The sequence below is a fragment of the Xaviernesmea oryzae genome (assembly GCF_900109605.1).
In the GTDB taxonomy this organism is placed as follows: Bacteria; Pseudomonadota; Alphaproteobacteria; order Rhizobiales; family Rhizobiaceae; genus Xaviernesmea; species Xaviernesmea oryzae.
This window is the reverse complement of the sequence record NZ_FOAM01000004.1, coordinates 159,307-175,615: the sequence shown is the minus strand read 5'-3', so window position 1 is coordinate 175,615 and position 16,309 is coordinate 159,307. Positions and strand designations below refer to the sequence as shown.

At 62.7% G+C, this 16,309-nt stretch carries 15 protein-coding genes and 1 pseudogene; 9 read left to right on the top strand and 7 right to left on the bottom strand.

The genetic code is table 11. The annotated features are described in order from the left end of the window. Position 1: 1 nt before the first annotated feature. Positions 2 to 973, top strand: coding sequence for an NAD(+) diphosphatase (gene nudC, locus BMX61_RS06280; protein WP_075628653.1), 972 nt, complete (start codon positions 2 to 4; stop codon positions 971 to 973). 203 nt (positions 974 to 1,176) lie between these two features. Here nudC and BMX61_RS06275 read toward each other — a convergent pair whose 3' ends face one another. The 4 genes from BMX61_RS06275 to BMX61_RS06260 form a co-directional block, all read right to left on the bottom strand. Further along, complete coding sequence (locus tag BMX61_RS06275) at positions 1,177 to 3,156, bottom strand: methyl-accepting chemotaxis protein (protein WP_234794614.1); 1,980 nt, start codon at positions 3,154 to 3,156, stop codon at positions 1,177 to 1,179. 647 nt (positions 3,157 to 3,803) lie between these two features. Beyond that, positions 3,804 to 4,877: a porin gene (locus tag BMX61_RS06270; RefSeq protein WP_075628497.1), complete on the bottom strand. Its 1,074-nt coding sequence runs from the start codon at positions 4,875 to 4,877 to the stop codon at positions 3,804 to 3,806. 387 nt (positions 4,878 to 5,264) lie between these two features. Next, on the bottom strand, positions 5,265 to 6,110 hold the full coding sequence (locus BMX61_RS06265; protein ID WP_075628654.1) for a prephenate dehydratase: 846 nt from the start codon (positions 6,108 to 6,110) through the stop codon (positions 5,265 to 5,267). A 22-nt stretch (positions 6,111 to 6,132) separates the two neighbouring features. After that, the gene (locus tag BMX61_RS06260) at positions 6,133 to 6,903 is read right to left on the bottom strand and encodes a 3-deoxy-manno-octulosonate cytidylyltransferase (RefSeq protein ID WP_075628498.1); all 771 of its coding nucleotides are present in this window, start codon (positions 6,901 to 6,903) and stop codon (positions 6,133 to 6,135) included. A gap of 153 nt (positions 6,904 to 7,056) precedes the next feature. On the opposite strand from BMX61_RS06260, the pseudogene BMX61_RS06255 reads away from it, so the two are divergent. Further along, a pseudogene (locus BMX61_RS06255) lies at positions 7,057 to 7,826 on the top strand (c-type cytochrome). A 90-nt stretch (positions 7,827 to 7,916) separates the two neighbouring features. Here BMX61_RS06255 and BMX61_RS06250 read toward each other — a convergent pair. Beyond that, entirely contained in the window at positions 7,917 to 8,864 is a 948-nt protein-coding gene (locus BMX61_RS06250) for an AEC family transporter (protein ID WP_075628500.1), read from the bottom strand. A 496-nt stretch (positions 8,865 to 9,360) separates the two neighbouring features. On the opposite strand from BMX61_RS06250, the gene BMX61_RS06245 reads away from it, so the two are divergent. Together BMX61_RS06245 and BMX61_RS06240 are read left to right on the top strand one after the other, a co-directional pair. After that, positions 9,361 to 9,621, top strand: coding sequence for a DUF982 domain-containing protein (locus tag BMX61_RS06245; RefSeq protein WP_075628501.1), 261 nt, complete (start codon positions 9,361 to 9,363; stop codon positions 9,619 to 9,621). A gap of 314 nt (positions 9,622 to 9,935) precedes the next feature. After that, complete coding sequence (locus BMX61_RS06240) at positions 9,936 to 10,199, top strand: BON domain-containing protein (protein ID WP_075628502.1); 264 nt, start codon at positions 9,936 to 9,938, stop codon at positions 10,197 to 10,199. Between the two features lie 84 nt (positions 10,200 to 10,283). Here BMX61_RS06240 and BMX61_RS06235 read toward each other — a convergent pair whose 3' ends face one another. Beyond that, positions 10,284 to 10,664 carry a YraN family protein gene (locus BMX61_RS06235; protein ID WP_075628503.1) on the bottom strand — a complete coding sequence of 127 codons (381 nt, stop codon included), beginning with the start codon at positions 10,662 to 10,664 and terminating at the stop codon, positions 10,284 to 10,286. Further along, positions 10,661 to 11,596 (bottom strand): 16S rRNA (cytidine(1402)-2'-O)-methyltransferase, encoded by a 936-nt coding sequence (rsmI, locus tag BMX61_RS06230; RefSeq protein WP_075628504.1) that lies wholly within the window; start codon positions 11,594 to 11,596, stop codon positions 10,661 to 10,663. The genes BMX61_RS06235 and rsmI overlap by 4 nt, the downstream gene beginning before the upstream one ends. 222 nt (positions 11,597 to 11,818) lie before the next feature. Between rsmI and dnaN the strand changes: the two genes are divergently transcribed. The 5 genes from dnaN (at position 11,819) to pyrF (ending at position 16,218) form a co-directional block, all read left to right on the top strand. Further along, the gene (dnaN, locus tag BMX61_RS06225; RefSeq protein WP_075628505.1) at positions 11,819 to 12,940 is read left to right on the top strand and encodes a DNA polymerase III subunit beta; all 1,122 of its coding nucleotides are present in this window, start codon (positions 11,819 to 11,821) and stop codon (positions 12,938 to 12,940) included. 171 nt (positions 12,941 to 13,111) lie between these two features. Continuing rightward, entirely contained in the window at positions 13,112 to 13,996 is an 885-nt protein-coding gene (locus tag BMX61_RS06220) for a DUF72 domain-containing protein (protein WP_075628506.1), read from the top strand. A gap of 210 nt (positions 13,997 to 14,206) precedes the next feature. Beyond that, a complete protein-coding gene (pmtA, locus tag BMX61_RS06215) occupies positions 14,207 to 14,803 on the top strand; it encodes a phospholipid N-methyltransferase PmtA (protein ID WP_075628655.1) in 597 nt (198 codons plus the stop codon). Between the two features lie 111 nt (positions 14,804 to 14,914). Further along, positions 14,915 to 15,508: a histidine phosphatase family protein gene (locus tag BMX61_RS06210; RefSeq protein ID WP_075628507.1), complete on the top strand. Its 594-nt coding sequence runs from the start codon at positions 14,915 to 14,917 to the stop codon at positions 15,506 to 15,508. Then, positions 15,508 to 16,218 carry an orotidine-5'-phosphate decarboxylase gene (gene pyrF / locus BMX61_RS06205; RefSeq protein ID WP_075628656.1) on the top strand — a complete coding sequence of 237 codons (711 nt, stop codon included), beginning with the start codon at positions 15,508 to 15,510 and terminating at the stop codon, positions 16,216 to 16,218. The genes BMX61_RS06210 and pyrF overlap by 1 nt, the downstream gene beginning before the upstream one ends. The last annotated feature ends 91 nt before the right edge of the window (positions 16,219 to 16,309 follow it).

Here is a 16,309-nt window from a genome sequence, read left to right as displayed (position 1 = left end):
CATCCGCTCGCTGTTCGATCTGCACGGGCCGCATCCGGAGCCCAGCTCGCTGACGGCCTTCGCCGAAAATCCGCTCGACCGCGATTCGGAAAACCGGCCGGATGATTGCGTGGCATTGGCCCTGAAGCAGGAAGGCGCGCATCTGCTCGCCTTTTCCGGAGACAGGCTGGTGGTCAAGCATGACGAGCAGGTGGTCGATCCGCTGTTCGCGCCTTACGAGCTGGCTGGTCTCGATCCCGATCTCGACGAGATCGTTCTGCTGGGCACGCTGCCCAACGGCGAACCGCGTCTGGCCGTTCCCGTCAAGGCGCCGGCCGAGGGGCTAGAGGCGACGTTCAAGCTGGTGGAAGGACGCACGCTCTATCGCCAGAGCATGGTTCCCGAACCTGTCCTCGGCCAGTTCGCCCAAGCGGCGAGCCTGATCGTCTGGAATGCCACGCATCGCTTCTGCGGCAAATGCGGCAGCCCGACGGAAAGCCGCTCCGGCGGTTACCGCCGTGCATGCACCGCCTGCGGCCACATGCTGTTTCCGCGCACGGACCCCGTCGTCATCATGCTGACGATCGACCTCGAGCGCGATGTCTGTCTGCTCGGACGCGGCCCGCATTTTCCGCCGGGCATGTATTCCTGCCTCGCCGGCTTTGTCGAGCCGGGGGAAACGATCGAGAATGCGGTGCGGCGCGAGACGCTGGAGGAGTCCGGCATCCAGCTGGGACGGGTGCGCTACCATGCCTCCCAGCCCTGGCCGATGCCGCATAGCCTGATGATCGGTTGCTATGCCGAGGCGAAATCGACCGAGATCCGCTTCGATTCCCATGAGCTGGAAGATTGCCGCTGGTTCACGCGCGACGAAACCGCCGCCCTGCTGGCGCAGGCGACCGGCGTTTCCGCTGAAGACGGGGTGCGCAGCTCGCCACCAAAGGGCGCCATCGCCCACCGGCTGATGCGCGACTGGCTGGACTGGCGCGACTAGAGCATGTCGCTCAGAGCATTCGGATTGGGAAGTGGGAACCGGTTCCCGGGAAAATCCGATGCAAAACACGCAGTCTCGATCATCGGACCGATGAGGATTTCCGGTCTGATGCTTTAAGCGATCTGCCGAACCGACGCCGCTGGCTCTCGCCGCCGGCGCCCGGTCGTCTTGCCCGCTACAGGTGAGCTGCTCCGAGGTTTGATCTATGCTGCCCGCAGCCTGCGGCCGCCGGTGTCAACGCCCCCGTCCCGCAGCTTGAACCGAGCGATCAGCCCCGCAAGATTCGTAGCTTCTTCGGCCAGACGGGCGGTGGCGGCCGTGGATTCCTCGACCATCGCCGCATTCTGCTGGGTCACCTGGTCCATCTCGTTGACGGCCGTGCTGACTTCGGAGAGGCCGACCGATTGTTCCTGGGTGGCCGTGGCGATCGAGTGAACATGGCTGGCGATCTTCTCCACATGCTCATCGATGAGGCTGATGGCGCTGCCCGTCGCCGTCACCAGGGTAACGCCGGACTGCACCTCCTGTGCCGAGCGCGAGATCAGCGTCTTGATGTCCTTGGCCGCTGCGGCCGAGCGCTGCGCCAGTTCGCGAACCTCCTGGGCGACGACGGCAAAACCCTTGCCGCTCTCGCCGGCGCGCGCGGCTTCAACGCCGGCATTGAGCGCAAGCAGGTTGGTCTGAAAGGCGATCTCGTCGATCACGGAAATGATCTGGCCGATTTCCTGGGAGGCCTGCTGAATGCGGGCGATGGCCTCGATCGCGTCTTGCACCACGGTGCCGGATTCCCTCGTGCTGCGGCGCGCTTCACCGGCCATATGGCTGGCTTCGGCTGACCGATCCTTGGAATTGCGCACGGCGACGGTAATTTCTTCCAGCGCGGAAGACGTCTCCTCCAGTGAGGCGGCCTGATGCTCCGTGCGCCTCGACAGGTCGTTCGAGGCCTTGCTGAGCTCGACCGCGCCGCCATTGATCGAGTCGATCGCCTGGCGGACTTCGTCCATGGCGGACTGGAGATTGGACATGGTGGTGTTCACATTGTCCTTCAGTTCGCCGAAATCGCCTTGAAAGTCGCCTTGCATGCTCTCCGTCAAATCGCCGCGCGCCAGGGCTGAAATCACCCGGCGCACTTCGCTGACGCCCTGATCCACGGAGCCGACCAGCCCGTTGACCTGTTGGGCGAAATTATCCAGATCGGGATTGTCATAGCGCTTGGTGATGCGCTGACGGAAATTGCCCGCCGCCGCGGCACTGACCACCACGGCAATGCTCGATTGGAGATCGGCGTTCTTGGCCTGAAGCGCGGCTTCCTGGGCATGCAACTCCCGGATCTGGATGCTGCTCTGCTTGAAGACTTCGACCGCGCCGGCCATGCTGCCGATTTCGTCCTTGCGGGTTCGAAACGGCACGATCTCCGACAGGTTGCCCTGCGCCAACCGCAGCATACTGCCTGTGAGCATGCCGATCGGCCCGGCAATGCCCTTGACCCCGTAATAGGTCGTGGCGATGAGGACCAGCGCCAGAACGAGACCGACACCCAGGCAGGTCACCAGCGCCGTTTGATAGGCAGAGCGCATCGCCACCGCGCCTTTGGCAATCGTGCCCTTGGCGGCGTTGACGTCCTGGTCGACCAGCTTCGCCAGCGAATCGGCGAGCGCCATCATCTGTTGGTGGGCCGCATGCTCCTCCGGCGTGGCTGTTGCCGCATGGTTTTCCAGCCTGTCCAGAACCAGCCTTTCAAGCTCTGTGAGCTTTTGCAGCCAGGCCGTATCGATCGCCTGGATCTGCTTGATCCGCGCGCCATCCTCCTGATCGGACAATTGATCGAGCGCGAGCTGCATGAATTTGTCGAAGGACGCCGTTCGCTGTTTGACGTAGTCCAGAATGGGCGGCGCATCCTTGATATCGGTCAGCAGCAGGAGATCCCGCGCGCCGATCTGCTGCCCGCGCATCGATGCTTTGGCATCGACCAGGGCCAGCACCCGGGCCTGCTCGCGCACCATCTCGCCGGAGGCCTGATTGACCTGGCTGAAGCCGAACCAGATGGCGCCCAGCATCAGGGCCGTCATCACCAGCCCCGTGGCCGACATCAGCCCGAGCTTTGCGCCAATCCGTTGAAGAAAAATCCTGCCGTCCATGCCAATGCCTCTCCCGCCTTCGCCGCCGAAGGGGGCAGCGATCATCCAGATCTCCGCCACGCCTTCACCCTTGTCCCCGGATATGTGCTCATCGCAAAGCCGCCGCAGGGGGCAGCATCTGCCTGGACACATCAGCCCAACCCTGGAGGAGCCGCATTTCCGCAAAAGCTTCTCCGCGGCATATGTGCATTCAGTTTTAAGTAGGAGAGTCTAATCTTTGAAAGATAAAAATCGACTTAAGAGCGATCAATCTCCGACTGCTCCGTGCCGACTTTTCAAACCCTGGGAATAAGATCCGCTGCGCACGGAATGTCATAATAAGCATATGACATGATTGAATTCTCTGATGTCTCTTGCGCTGCTTGAGCATAAAGCCCGTGGTGCAGCCGGCCTCGGTCAGGGATCGTCCTGATCGTTAGCAGACTCTCGAATCTACGCTGGATCGAGGTAGTGTCTGCCATGTCACGCTCCTCGAAACGGATCGATGATCCGCATAAAGGCACCAGGTCAATCCTGAGGGAAAGCGCGCCTCGCTTTTCGGCCGCTGGGCACCTCCGCCAAAGAGAAAGGCCCGCCGGCGCATGGGCGCCGACGGGCCTTCGAGATGCAGGGCGAGCAATGCCGCCTTGGCTCACTGTGACCGACCAGATCCCTGGACCGGTTCTGAAGCCAAGAAACGGCGCAGCGGGACCTCAGAAATCGCGCTGCAGGCGCAGCGTGCCGCCAAAGGCTTCGCCATTGCCGCGCAGGCCGTGGAACTTGGTGTAGTTGAGTTCCGGCAGCAGCAGCAGTTCGTTGGTCAGCTTGTATTCGACGTTCAGAGCCGAGGCGATGGTGCCATCTTCTTCCCAAGCGACCTGACCGTTCAGCGAGGTCTTTTCCGTCAGCGTGGCGGTAAAGCCGCCCCAGGCCGCCCAGTCGCCATTCCACGGACCGTAGTAATTGCGCCGGCGGGTGCCCAGCGGGCCATCGCTGTTGTCCCAGTCCGACTGGTAGCCGGCCATGGCGAAGAGCTTGATCTTGTCTGTGGCAGCCAGTTCGACGCGGATCTTGGCGCCGATTGCTTCAGCGCGCGTGTCATAGCCGATGATGCCGAACAGGCCGCCCCAGCTATCCTCGTACTTCGCGCCGCCGATGAAATAGGGCGTGTCACGTGCGGCCAGCGAAACGACCTGATTGGCGCCGGGGCCATAGGCGTAGCTGCCGGCACCGTCTTCAATGCCGATCATGGCGGAGAAGCCCTTTTCCACATCGCCATAGACATAGCTGAGCTGGTTCGTGCGATCGCCGGTATAGTCGATGACGTCGTCATTGATGACCGCGCCGGCCGAATTCAGCCAGGTGTCGTAGAAGGAGTCGGTATAGCCGGCGCGAAAGCCCGCGATCTCGATATAGGCGCTGTAGAGTTCTTCCGAGCTGCCGTTGCGCGTGGCATCGCCGCGCAGTTCGATATAGGAGCGCAGAAGGCCCAATTCGGTGTCATTGCGCGCATCGAATTCCAGTTCCCCCCGACTGAGGGCCACCCAGCCGTCATTCACGCCGGCATAGGGCTCTTCGCCGAAGGTGGAGTCCATACGCACATAGCCACCGATCTTCAGGCAGGTCTCGGTGCCGGGAATGTAGAAGTAGCCCTTACCATAGGCGTCGCAGACGCGCACATATTCCAGCGGCTCGGGTTCGGCGGCGACGATGGCGTCGGCCGCATGGGCGGCGGGCATCAGCGACAGGGCCGCAGCGCTGGCCAGAAGAAGAGCACGAACAGTCATGGAAAACTCCGTTCCTGAAAATGCCGGCGGCTGGGTAAGAAGCCGTCAGGCCCGGCACCGTCGTCATGGCCGTCTCATACGGACACCGTCTGCGAAGACCGTGTCGCATGGCTCCCACGCCGGCGCCGCAATGACCGCCGGCGGGTTCAGGCCGGCTTGAGTCGTCGGCCATCAAACAATCATGTTTTGGTCACAAGAAAAAGTAAGATCGGCTTACGATTGCCGCATTCCGGACCATTTGGCGCAGGTTGCCGATAGGCGTGACCGGAAGGACACAGCGCCGACAGGCAATGTGAGAAAAATACTCTAAAAAAGCGTCTTACGTAGTTGTCGGCTAACGATAATTAGGCATCGCTTCGATAGTCGCCAAGTCGTGCGACGCTCATATTACAGGTGCAGACGCATGGGATGCGCGGGATAGGTGCCGAGAATGCGGACCTTCTCGGAAAAGAAGCGCAGCTCCTCCAGCGCACGCGCCACGGCAGGATCGGCGGGATGTCCCTCGATATCGGCATAGAACTGGGTTGCGATGAAACGCCCGCCGATCTGGTAGCTTTCCAGCTTCGTCATGTTGATGCCGTTGGTGGCAAAGCCGCCGAGCGCCTTATAGAGCGCGGCCGGAATATTGCGGACATTGAAGACGAAGGTGGTGACGACAGGCTCTTCGCCGCGTGCCAGTTCCTTGGGCTCGCGGGCCAGCACGACGAATCGCGTCACATTGCTTTCGGAATCCTCGACATTTTCGGCGATGATATCGAGGCCATAGAGTTCGGCCGCCAGCCTTGGCGCAAGTGCCGCCATGGATCGATCGCCCTTTTCGGACACCAGCTTGGCCGCGCCGGCCGTATCGCCCGCCACCACGGCCTTCCAGCCATTGGCGCGCACGATGTTGCGGCATTGGCCAAGCGCATGGATATGGCTGTGGACGGTGCGCACTTCCTCGCGCGTCACACCCGGCAGCACCATCAGCTGGAAGCGGATGGGCATGAAATATTCGCCTGTTATATGCAGCCGGGATTGCGGCAGCAGGTGGTGGATGTCGGCCACCCGGCCGGCCAGCGTGTTTTCGATCGGGATCATGGCGAGATCGGCCTCGCCGCTCTCAAGCGCGACGAAGGCGTCCTCGAAGGTCGGGCAGGGCAGAGGCTCCATGCTGGGAAACACATCGCGGCAGGCCATATCGGAATTGGCGCCGAAATCGCCCTGGAAGCTGATGCGGTTGGTCTTGCTCATGGACAGGATGCTCTCTGAAAGGTCAGGCGCCGCGCGCGGCGAGAATGCGGCGGGCATGCTCCAGATCGTTTGGCGTATCCACTCCAAGCGGCACGGAGGTGACGATTTCGGCATCGATGCGCATGCCCGCCTCCAGCGCGCGCAGCTGTTCCAGCTTTTCGCGCTCTTCCAGCGGGGAGGGCGGCAGCGTAACGAATCGTGTCAGCGCCGCACGGCGATAGGCGTAAAGACCGATATGGTGATAAAGCGGCCCAGGCCCATAAGGCGCGGTCGCGCGCGTAAAGTAGAGTGCACGCAGCCGGCTCTCCGAAATCGGCGAACCGATAACCTTGACCACGTTCGGATTGGCCTTCTCCGCTTCGTCGGTGATTTCTACCGCCAGCGTGGCGATGTCGACTGCCGGATCGGCAAGCGGGCGCAGGCTGGCGCGGATGGTTTCGGGCTCGATCGTCGGCAGGTCGCCCTGGACATTGACGATCACGTCCGCTTCGCCGGCTGGGTCGAATCCCTGCAGCGCCTCGAAGATCCGGTCGGAGCCCGAGGGATGCTCTACCCGCGTCATCACCACGTTGAAGCCGGCAGCCTTCACGGCGGCAAAGGTTTCGGGATGGTCGACCGCGACAAGCACAGGGCCGACATCGGCTTCGGCCGCGCGCCGCGCCACCTGGACGATCATCGGCACGCCGCACAGATCCGCCAGCGGCTTGCCGGGAAGGCGCGTGGACGCCATGCGCGCAGGGATGAGCAGGAGGGCCTTGGGGAGCGGAACGAGGGGCGCACTGCCGTCTATCATGCGAAGACCTTCAAAAGGCGCGCAAAAAGTGCCTGTGCAGCTTTGTCGCGCTGGGAGTTCCCGGTTGCTTCGGGCAGGCAAAAGCCATAGGTTTCAGGTGATTTCAAGATGGTCGCCTATACCATCTGTCGACATGAGGGGGAGCATGATCGAATGAATGCCTATGTGAATATGGCGATCGGCGCGTTTTTGGGCGTGGTCTTCATGCTGATGTCGATCTCGATCGCGTCCGAAGGTCTGTTTCATTCGGAAGCGCCGGAAAAGCCCGGCTTTGCGATCGCCGCCGACGAGCCGGCCGCTGCGGGAGAGAGCGCAGGGGCTGAGGAGAAGGAGGTTGATATCAAGCCGTTGCTCGCCAAGGCGGATGCCTCGGCCGGCGAGACGATCTTCAAGAAATGCGCGGCCTGTCATACCGTGGAAAAGGGCGGACCCAACAAGGTCGGCCCGAATCTCTGGGGCGTGGTCGAGCGGCCCATCGCCTCGCATGAGGGCTTCAGCTATTCGGCTGGCATGAAGACCTTCGCCGAGGCCAACAAGACCTGGAGCTTCGATCATCTGAGCTACTTCGTCGAGGCCCCGAAGAAGCATGTGCCGGGAACGGCCATGGGCTTTGCCGGGCTGAAGAAGCCGGAGGAACGCGCGAGCCTGCTCGCCTGGCTGCGCCAGCAGGCCGACCAGCCGGTGCCACTGCCGGGCGCCGACGCGCCAAGCCAGTAACGGACCGCATCTCAGGCCAGGCAGAGGCGCCGGGTTGGGCTGCAGCAGCGATGACGAGCGAAGGCGGCTGGATGCGTCCATGCTGCCTTTTGTTCGTTGCCAAAGGTGACGCGTCCGCGCTTGAACGGGCTGGATGGATACATCTGCTCGGGAGAAGCGTGTCGAAACCGGTTTGCGCTTTTCGGTCGAGCGTTCTGAAAGCTTAGCCGCCTCCACGATTATGTCACGAAGTGTCCCGCTGAACGCGGCTGGGCTGCCGCATCGGCAGGCAGCGGCGCCCCGTCGTCATGGGCGAATCACAGGAGCAGATAGGCCCAGGCGGACACGGTCAAAACCCCGAGCGCCGTCGTCAGCGTGATCGTCGAAGAGGCCAGCGCGTGGCCGACATTGAAGTGATTGGCGATCAGCCAGGCATTGACGCCTGTCGGCACGGCGGCGGTCAGCACCAGCGCTGCCCGCCAATCAGCCGGCAGGCCCAGAAGCGTGGCAAAGGCGAAAACGGCAGCGGGCATCACCACGAGCTTTAACAGGCTGGTAACGGTCGCAAGCCCTAGATTCCCCTTCAAGCCGTAACGGTCGAGCGCCATGCCGATCGAGACCAGGGCCGCCGGCGCCGCCATGGCGATCAACTGGTCGAGTGCGACCTTGACCGGGCCTGAAAGGCCAACGCCGAAAAGGTGAAACAACGCCCCGCATGCGAGGCCGACGACCAGGGGGTTGCGGACCAGGTTGAGGACGATGCCGCGCGCAAGCGTCAGCGGCGATTGCGGCGGGCGCCCGCTCACCTGCCGTTCGGCGCGCTCCATCAGCACCGTGCCGGTGATCATCATGATCGGCAGATGCACGGCCAGAAGGATGGACAGCGCGACCAGCCCATCTGCCCCAACCACGCGGGAGACCAGCGGCAGGCCGATGAACACCGTATTGGCAAAGCCGGAGGACACGCCGCCCAGCACGCCCACGCGCTGATCTCGCCCGAAAAGACGCGTCGCGATCACGTGGCCCAGGCTCCATGCCAGTGCCACACCGCCAAAATAGGCCAACCACAGTGGCCAAGGCGAACCGCCCGCGGCAAAATCGGCTTCGGCAATGGTGCGAAACAGCAGCAGCGGCACGGCGACGCGAAAGACGAAATCGCCCAGCGCTTCTCCGACAGCGGGTTTGAGATAGCGCAACCGGATGAGGGCATAGCCTGCCAGGATCAGCAAAAAGATCGGAACGACGTTGAGGAAGACTTGCGACATGCGGATCTTTCGGCAAGCGCCCTTTTGCGAAAACAGACTGCGGCATGCGGATGAAACATCACAAGCGCTCTAAGCTGGGACGTCTCCGCCCTCTTGAAACGCCGAAACAGGTCGCTGCCAAGCCGGCATAGGGTTTCAGCGGACTGAAATGGACGCTGAAGGAATTGTCATGAGGGTATGCGCTAGGTCGCACATCCAGCGCAAGCCGACACATGATCGCCTGTCTCATCCTTCAAATCGCTTCTAAGGCATGAAGAAAATTAGCATGAGGATCGAAAGCCTTAGGGCCTGGGTGGCTGGATTCGGCGATGGGTTCGATGCTGCAGAGTCCCGTGGTGGCTTGGTAACTGAAAACTCACATTGCGTCAGGCTCACGCAAGCAAGTCAGCCCTATGATCATCATCCGGCTTCTTAAACTAAAACGTGTTATTTGAGAGTTTATCAACTCTTAGCTGCTCCTGCGCAGCCAACAAAAGACAAAAGGAGGAAGCTTGCCATGGCGGAGAAATGCTGGCGAAGACCTGTCATCATCGAGCTGAATGGTGTGGGTGCCTTTGAAGCCGTTTGCGATACACAGGAAGCAACGCGAATCCTTCTCAAACGCTGGCCACAGGAAAACAAGGGCCCGGCCTATGAGACCGCTTTGAAGACGTGCCATTACGTGCTGCTCGGTGAACAGGCGCCCGACTACGCCCGGCACGATTTCATTGCCGCCGCCCATGAAGCGCTGATCTATGTGCGACAGGACCAGGCCTGACATTTGCCTCTCCCAGACCCGTCCTCCCGGCTTTACGCAACGCCTTGGAAGCCCTGACGTCACCTGTCTCGTAGGGCGCCACCTTCTAATACGATCCAGCCTTCGCTTTCCACATGGCAAGCTGCGTCGCTTAATCGCCGGAAGCGATCGTCATCGGCCATATCCGTGCTGTCGAATCTATCGCCACAGGCCTGACTGCACCCTCACGCCTTCGCGGCGCCGCATTTAAGCTGTTCGCCTATTCGAATTGCATCAAAAGCTTTCGGAACAATCAGGAAAACCCGGCGTTGCCCCGCCGATTAGAAAGGGGCCAGATGATGCGTGAGCAACTCTACTGCCGAGCCGACGATGAGGCGCACCTGACCGACGACGACCTGGCCGGCAAGGTCATGCGCTATCTGCGTTACGTCTCGATGATCGATACATCCGATGTGCAGGTGATGGCGCTCGGCCGCACGATCGTGCTGATCGGCGCGGTCGGCTCCGACAATGAGGTCGGCTGTCTGGAAGAGTGCGCTGCCTCCGTCATCGGCGTGCATCTGGTCGACAACCAGCTAAGTGTGCGGCCGCGCCATTAAGAGCGGAAGACATGGAATTCCCATCTCGGCCTTGGGCCGAGGGTGTGGCCCGGTTTCCTTTCGTGCCGCCAATGCCGGCCGGTGTCAGAAGGCACCGGGCAGATGCACCGGCCAGCGCCAGGGCGTGACGGCGACGATGTCGAAACGCACCGAAAGTTTGTGGGCATCCGCCCGGCGCGACAGCCAAAGGCCGGCCGCGCCGCGAATGCGGTGCTGGGAAGAGGGCGTGACCGCAAAGACGGCCATCTCCAACGAGCGCCGAGCTTTCACCTCCACGCAGGCGATCAGATCGCCTTTACGGGCGATGATGTCGATTTCGCCAAGCGGTGTCCGCTCGCGGAAGCCGAGGATCCTGTAGCCCTTAACGATCAAGGCAAGTGCCGCGCGATATTCGGCCAGCGCACCGCGCCGCCGCGCCTTATGGCGCTTCGGGTTCGGCCGGTCGATATGGCGGGCAGCGTTCATGCGCCCTGCCGCAGCTTCAGAAGCCGGTCGTAGAGGTCTCGCCGGTTGAGCCCCAGGCGCTGGGCCGCCTCCGTGGCTGCCTTTCCCGTTGGCAGGGTGGCGGCAAGTTCCAGGAGTAGGCGGTCGACCGTGTCTTCATCCGGCGCGGCCTCCGGCAGCGGCGGGCCGATGACCAGAACGATCTCTCCCTTGACGCTGGCGTCCTCATAGGCGGAGGCAAGCTCGGCGAGCGTGCCGCGCCGGAATTCCTCGAAGGTCTTCGTCAGTTCGCGGCAAACGGCGGCAGGCCGCTCGGCTCCCAGCACCTGCGACGCCGCCATGAGCGTTGCGCCGATGCGGTGCGGCGATTCAAACAGGATCAGCGTGGCGGGCGTCGATTTCAGTTCGGCCAGCCGGTCCCGCCGCGCCTTGTCCTTGGTCGGCAGGAATCCGGCAAAGAGAAAGGCGTCGTTCGGCAAGCCGGAGCCAAGAAGGCCCGCGAGCGGCGCCGAGGCGCCAGGCACGGGAATGACGCGGTGGCCTGCCTCAATGGCCGATTGCGCCAGGCGGTAGCCGGGATCGGAGACCAGCGGCGTGCCTGCGTCCGAAACCAAAGCAACCGAACGGCCGTCGGCAAGCGCCGTCAGCAGCTTTTCGCCGGCCTCGGTCGCATTGTGTTCATGATAGCTGAAGGGCCTGTTGCGTATGCCGTAGCGGTCGAGCAGCACACGGGTGACACGCGTGTCTTCGCAGGCCAGGACGTCCGCCCCGGCAAGGGTTTCGAGCGCGCGCAGGGTGATGTCGCCGAGATTGCCGATCGGCGTGGCGACGAGATAAAGGCCCGCCTCCAGGGGGCGGGCGGGAAGGCTGGCCTGGCCGATGCGGAAGCCGCGCTTTTCGTCCGGCGCGGAGTCCAGCGCCTCGTCGTCCGGGCCGTTCGTCTCGTCATCCATGGTGCCGTCCTGTTCTCATGCTCAAGGCCTGCCCTATCTCTTCAGAACATAGGACGGGAAGCGTCTGCCTGTCCTGTCGAACGGGCCTTGCGTTTGGCTGCGTTCTTCTGCCATTTTGCGCGTCCAGTTCCTACCCCGCTCTCCAATGTGAAGGAGGGCAATAGGGGTCTGTCACGAGTTTTAGAGCCGGATCGCCGGTTCAGTCTGAAAGCGGTTGCCTCCATGCGCATTACTCTCGAGCGGTCCAATCTCCTGAAGTCGCTGAACCATGTTCACCGTGTGGTCGAGCGGCGCAACACGATCCCGATCCTGTCGAATGTACTCCTGCGCGCGGCTGCCGGCGACAGCCTGGAAATGAAGGCCACCGACCTGGATCTGGAGATCACCGAGGGCACGCCCGTCACCGTCGAGCAGCCCGGCGCCACCACCGTTCCGGCCCATCTTCTTTATGATATCGTGCGCAAGCTGCCGGATGGCTCCGAAGTGCGCCTCGCCACCAATGCCGAGGGCACGGCGATGACGGTCGCCTCCGGCCGCTCGAAATTCTCGCTGCAATGCCTGCCGGAGGCCGATTTTCCTGATCTCACCGCCGGTACCTTCACCCACAGCTTCAAGATGAAGGCATCTGACCTGAAGATGCTGATCGACCGCACGCAGTTTGCGATCTCGACCGAGGAAACCCGCTATTACCTCAATGGCATCTACATCCACACGGTCGAAAGCAAGGGCGATCTGAAGATCCGTGCCGTCGCCACGGATGGCCACCGCCTGGCGCGCGCCGACCTGGAAGCGCCGTCTGGCTCGGAGGGAATGCCGGGCATCATCATTCCGCGCAAGACCGTGGGTGAGCTGCAGAAGCTGGTCGACCAGCCGGATGCGACCGTTACCATCGAGGTCTCCGACGCCAAGATCCGCTTCACCATCGGCTCGATCGTCATGACCTCGAAGCTGATCGACGGCACCTTTCCCGATTATCAGCGCGTCATCCCCGCCAATAACGACAAGGAACTGCGCGTCGATTGCCAGACCTTCGCCCAGGCCGTGGACCGCGTCTCGACCATTTCCTCCGAACGGGGCCGCGCGGTGAAGCTCGCCCTGAACGATGGAAGCCTGACGCTGACCGTCAACAATCCGGATTCGGGCAGCGCCACGGAAGAGCTGCCGGTCGGCTATGAGAGCGATCCGCTCGAAATCGGCTTTAATGCCAAGTATCTTCTTGACATCACCTCGCAGCTTTCTGGCGGCGAGGCCGTGTTCATGCTGGCAGATCCCGGTTCGCCGACGCTGGTGCGCGATCTGGCGGGCGAGGAAGCGCTGTATGTGCTGATGCCGATGCGGGTCTAAGACCCGACCGGTCCGAGCCTGACTGCTTGGCTTTTGGCCAGCGAGCGGGAACCGTGCCTACCCTCATCCTGTTCTTCCTCCGCGGCGCGTCCTCATCCGGCGCGCCGTTGTCGTTTTCCGGAAGGCTGGACGAATTGAACCGAAGCCCCTTGGGTGGGCAGGGAGAGGGCTGTGGGCAAAAGCCGCATTCGCATCGGTCTGTCGGGCTGGACCTATCCGCCCTGGCGCGGCGGCTTCTATCCGAAAGGGCTGCGCCAGGCCGATGAACTGGCCTATGCCGCCAGCCGCTTCGATGCGCTGGAGATCAACAGCACCTTTTACGGCCTCAAGCGGCCGGACACGTTCAAGCGCTGGCGCGACAGCGTGCCGGAGGGCTTCCCTCTGGCGGTCAAGGCGCCGAAATACATCACCCACGACCTGCGGCTCGCCCATGCGGCCACGCCGCTTGCCAATTTCCTCGCATCCGGGCTCCTGGCGCTTGGCTCCAGTCTTGGTCCCATCCTCTGGCAATTGCCGCCGAGCCTTGCCTTCGACGAAGGCCGAATGGAAGCCTTTCTCGCGCTTCTGCCCCAGACAGACGAGGAGGCGCTGGCGCTGGCCAAGGCGCATGACGATCATGTCGCCGGCCATGTCTTTCTCGATCCTGTCGGTCTCGGCCCGATCCGCCATGCGATCGAGGTTCGCCATGAAAGCTTTCGCGTGCCGGCCTTCATTCGGCTGCTGCGTCGGTTCAATGTCGCGCTCGTGATTGCCGATGCCCCGACCTTTCCGCTGATCGTCGATCGTACCGCCGATTTCATCTATGTTCGCCTGCATGGCGACAAGGAACTCTATGTCAGCGGTTATGACGAGACGGCGCTCGATTGCTGGAGCGCGCGGCTCGACGCATGGGCCGAAAGCGAGGAGCACGATCCGCAGCGGCTGATCAGCGCGCCCACAAGCCGGCAGCGCCTGCCGCCCACCGATATCTTCGTCTTCTTCGACAACACGCTGCGCGAACACCGCGCGCCTGTTGATGCCCTGATGCTCAAGGGGAAAATGATGAAGGATTTGTGAATTGTGTTTGCGCCTCGACCGACTTTCCCACATAAGACAATGGTTTGCTGATATGCGGCAAACCACGTCGCGCGCTGAACAGAGCGGCCAGACGATCACCGGGCGCGGCTGGGCCAAAAGGCAGGCCGCCGCCGGTGCGCTAGGTGCAGCAACCGCCTGGATTTTAAAAGGCGGGCTGCCGAACGTTCTTGTGTGCAGGAGATGAATTCCATGGCATTGCGTTTGAAGGATAAGCTGGGCCGCAAGTTCGATGAGGAGATTCGTTTCTTCAAGGGCTGGATCAGCAACACCAAGGCAGTCGGCGCGATCCTGCCGACCTCCGGCATCACCGCGCGGCGTATGGCAAGCGTGATCGATCCCCAGTCGGGCCTGCCCGTGCTCGAACTCGGCCCTGGAACCGGCGTCATCACCAAGGCCATCCTCGATCGCGGCATTCGGCCGGAACAGCTCTATTCCGTGGAATATTCCACCGATTTCTTTCTGCATCTGACGCGTACTTTCGCCGGGGTGAACTTCATCAATGGCGATGCCTTCGATCTCGACACCACCCTGGGCACGGCGAGCGACGCCATGTTCGACTGTGTGATCTCGGCCGTGCCGCTCCTGAATTTCCCGATGTCGCGCCGCGTTGCCCTGGTCGAGGATCTGTTGAAGCGCGTGCCGCCCGGCCGTCCGGTGGTGCAGATTTCCTATGGGCCCATGTCACCTGTCGTCGCCATGCCGGGTCGCTACACCATCCAGCATCTGGATTTCGTGGTGCGCAACATTCCTCCGGCGCAGCTCTGGATCTATCGCCGTACGCATTGAGGCGGCGCGCGATGTCATGAAACGGTGCGGCGGATGACGGTAAGGCTCCAGGCTTCACCTGCTTGCGCCCTTTGGCGCGGCTCGAAGCATTCGGGACGAAAGGCATTCGCCATGCTGGCCATCTATCTTACCCATCCGCAGGTCGAAATCGATCCGGCCATCCCCGTGCCGCTATGGGGTCTGTCTCAAGCTGGGCGGGCCCGCTGCCTGGCGGCTGCAGAGCGGGCGCCCTGGGTGCGCCAGCTCAAGCGCATCGTCTCCAGCGCGGAGACCAAGGCGATTGAGACCGCCGCGATGCTGGCCGAGGCGGCCGGCATCAAGCCCGAGACGGTCGAGGCCATGGGCGAAAACGACCGCTCGGCCACCGGGTTTCTCACCCCTGATCTGTTCGAGGTGGCGGCAGACCAGTTCTTTGCCGCGCCGCAGGAAAGCTATCGCGGGTGGGAACGGGCCGTGGATGCGCAGGCGCGCATCGTCCGCGCCGTGGAGGCGGCGCTTGCCGATCACGATGTCGACCGACCCCTCTTGTTCGTCGGCCACGGCGCCGTTGGCACCTTGCTCAAGTGCCACCTCCTCAACGTCCCCATCACCCGCAGCCAGGATCAGCCCTGTGGCGGTGGGAACCTGTTTGCCTTCCGCCTTGCGGACCGCAAAGTGCTGTGCGATTGGACGCCCATCGAAGCCTGGCAGGAGAAGAGCCTATGATGGATGGCACGCGCGAACGCTTGATCGTCAGTCTCGATGCGCCCGATATTGCAGAGGCGCGCGCCGTGGTCGAACGGATCGGCGATGCCGTCACCTTCTACAAGATCGGCTATCAGCTGGCCTTTTGCGGTGGGCTGGATCTGGTGCGCCAGCTGATGGATGGCGGCAAGCGTGTCTTCCTCGACATGAAGCTGCTCGACATCGATAACACGGTTGCCAAGGGCGTGGAGCGCATTGCCGAACTCGGCGTATCCATGCTGACGCTGCATGCCTATCCCAAGGCCATGCGCGCGGCGGTCGCGGCGGCACAGGGCTCGCCGCTCTGCCTGCTCGGGGTCACCGTTCTCACCTCCATGGACGAGGCTGACCTGACCGAAGCGGGCTATGCCGGCACGCCGCGTGAGTTGGTCTTGACGCGCGCCGCGCAGGCGCGCGATGCCGGCATGGGCGGTATCGTCTGCTCGCCGGAAGAGGCCGAGGCCGTGCGGGCGGTGATCGGCGCCGATATGGCGCTCGTGACCCCCGGCATCCGCCCCGTCGGCGCCGAGCTTGGCGACCAGAAACGGGTGATGACCCCGTATGACGCGATCCGCGCCGGCGCCAGCCATCTCGTCGTCGGCCGGCCGATCATGAATGCCGCCGATCCTGCCGCCGCCGCGCAGGCCATTCTCGACGACATGCTGCTCGCCAACTGGCCGGCCAATCGGTAAGCCGCATCGGAAGCGGGATGGCGAAAAATAGACGCGGCCTCGTCTGAAATTCCGCTCTTATGATGGGGATCCGGCGTGCAGAGCCTGGCCA

Bases quoted from the DNA above. Each gene is read 5' to 3' on its own strand.
- BMX61_RS06275 (WP_234794614.1), bottom strand. From the start codon at position 3,156: ATGATCGCTGCCCCCTTCGGCGGCGAAGGCGGGAGAGGCATTGGCATG.
- BMX61_RS06270 (WP_075628497.1), bottom strand. From the start codon at position 4,877: ATGACTGTTCGTGCTCTTCTTCTGGCCAGCGCTGCGGCCCTGTCGCTG.
- BMX61_RS06265 (WP_075628654.1), bottom strand. From the start codon at position 6,110: ATGAGCAAGACCAACCGCATCAGCTTCCAGGGCGATTTCGGCGCCAAT.
- BMX61_RS06260 (WP_075628498.1), bottom strand. From the start codon at position 6,903: ATGATAGACGGCAGTGCGCCCCTCGTTCCGCTCCCCAAGGCCCTCCTG.
- BMX61_RS06250 (WP_075628500.1), bottom strand. From the start codon at position 8,864: ATGTCGCAAGTCTTCCTCAACGTCGTTCCGATCTTTTTGCTGATCCTG.
- BMX61_RS06245 (WP_075628501.1), top strand. From the start codon at position 9,361: ATGGCGGAGAAATGCTGGCGAAGACCTGTCATCATCGAGCTGAATGGT.
- BMX61_RS06240 (WP_075628502.1), top strand. From the start codon at position 9,936: ATGATGCGTGAGCAACTCTACTGCCGAGCCGACGATGAGGCGCACCTG.
- BMX61_RS06235 (WP_075628503.1), bottom strand. From the start codon at position 10,664: ATGAACGCTGCCCGCCATATCGACCGGCCGAACCCGAAGCGCCATAAG.
- rsmI (WP_075628504.1), bottom strand. From the start codon at position 11,596: ATGGATGACGAGACGAACGGCCCGGACGACGAGGCGCTGGACTCCGCG.
- dnaN (WP_075628505.1), top strand. From the start codon at position 11,819: ATGCGCATTACTCTCGAGCGGTCCAATCTCCTGAAGTCGCTGAACCAT.
- pmtA (WP_075628655.1), top strand. From the start codon at position 14,207: ATGGCATTGCGTTTGAAGGATAAGCTGGGCCGCAAGTTCGATGAGGAG.
- BMX61_RS06210 (WP_075628507.1), top strand. From the start codon at position 14,915: ATGCTGGCCATCTATCTTACCCATCCGCAGGTCGAAATCGATCCGGCC.
- pyrF (WP_075628656.1), top strand. From the start codon at position 15,508: ATGGATGGCACGCGCGAACGCTTGATCGTCAGTCTCGATGCGCCCGAT.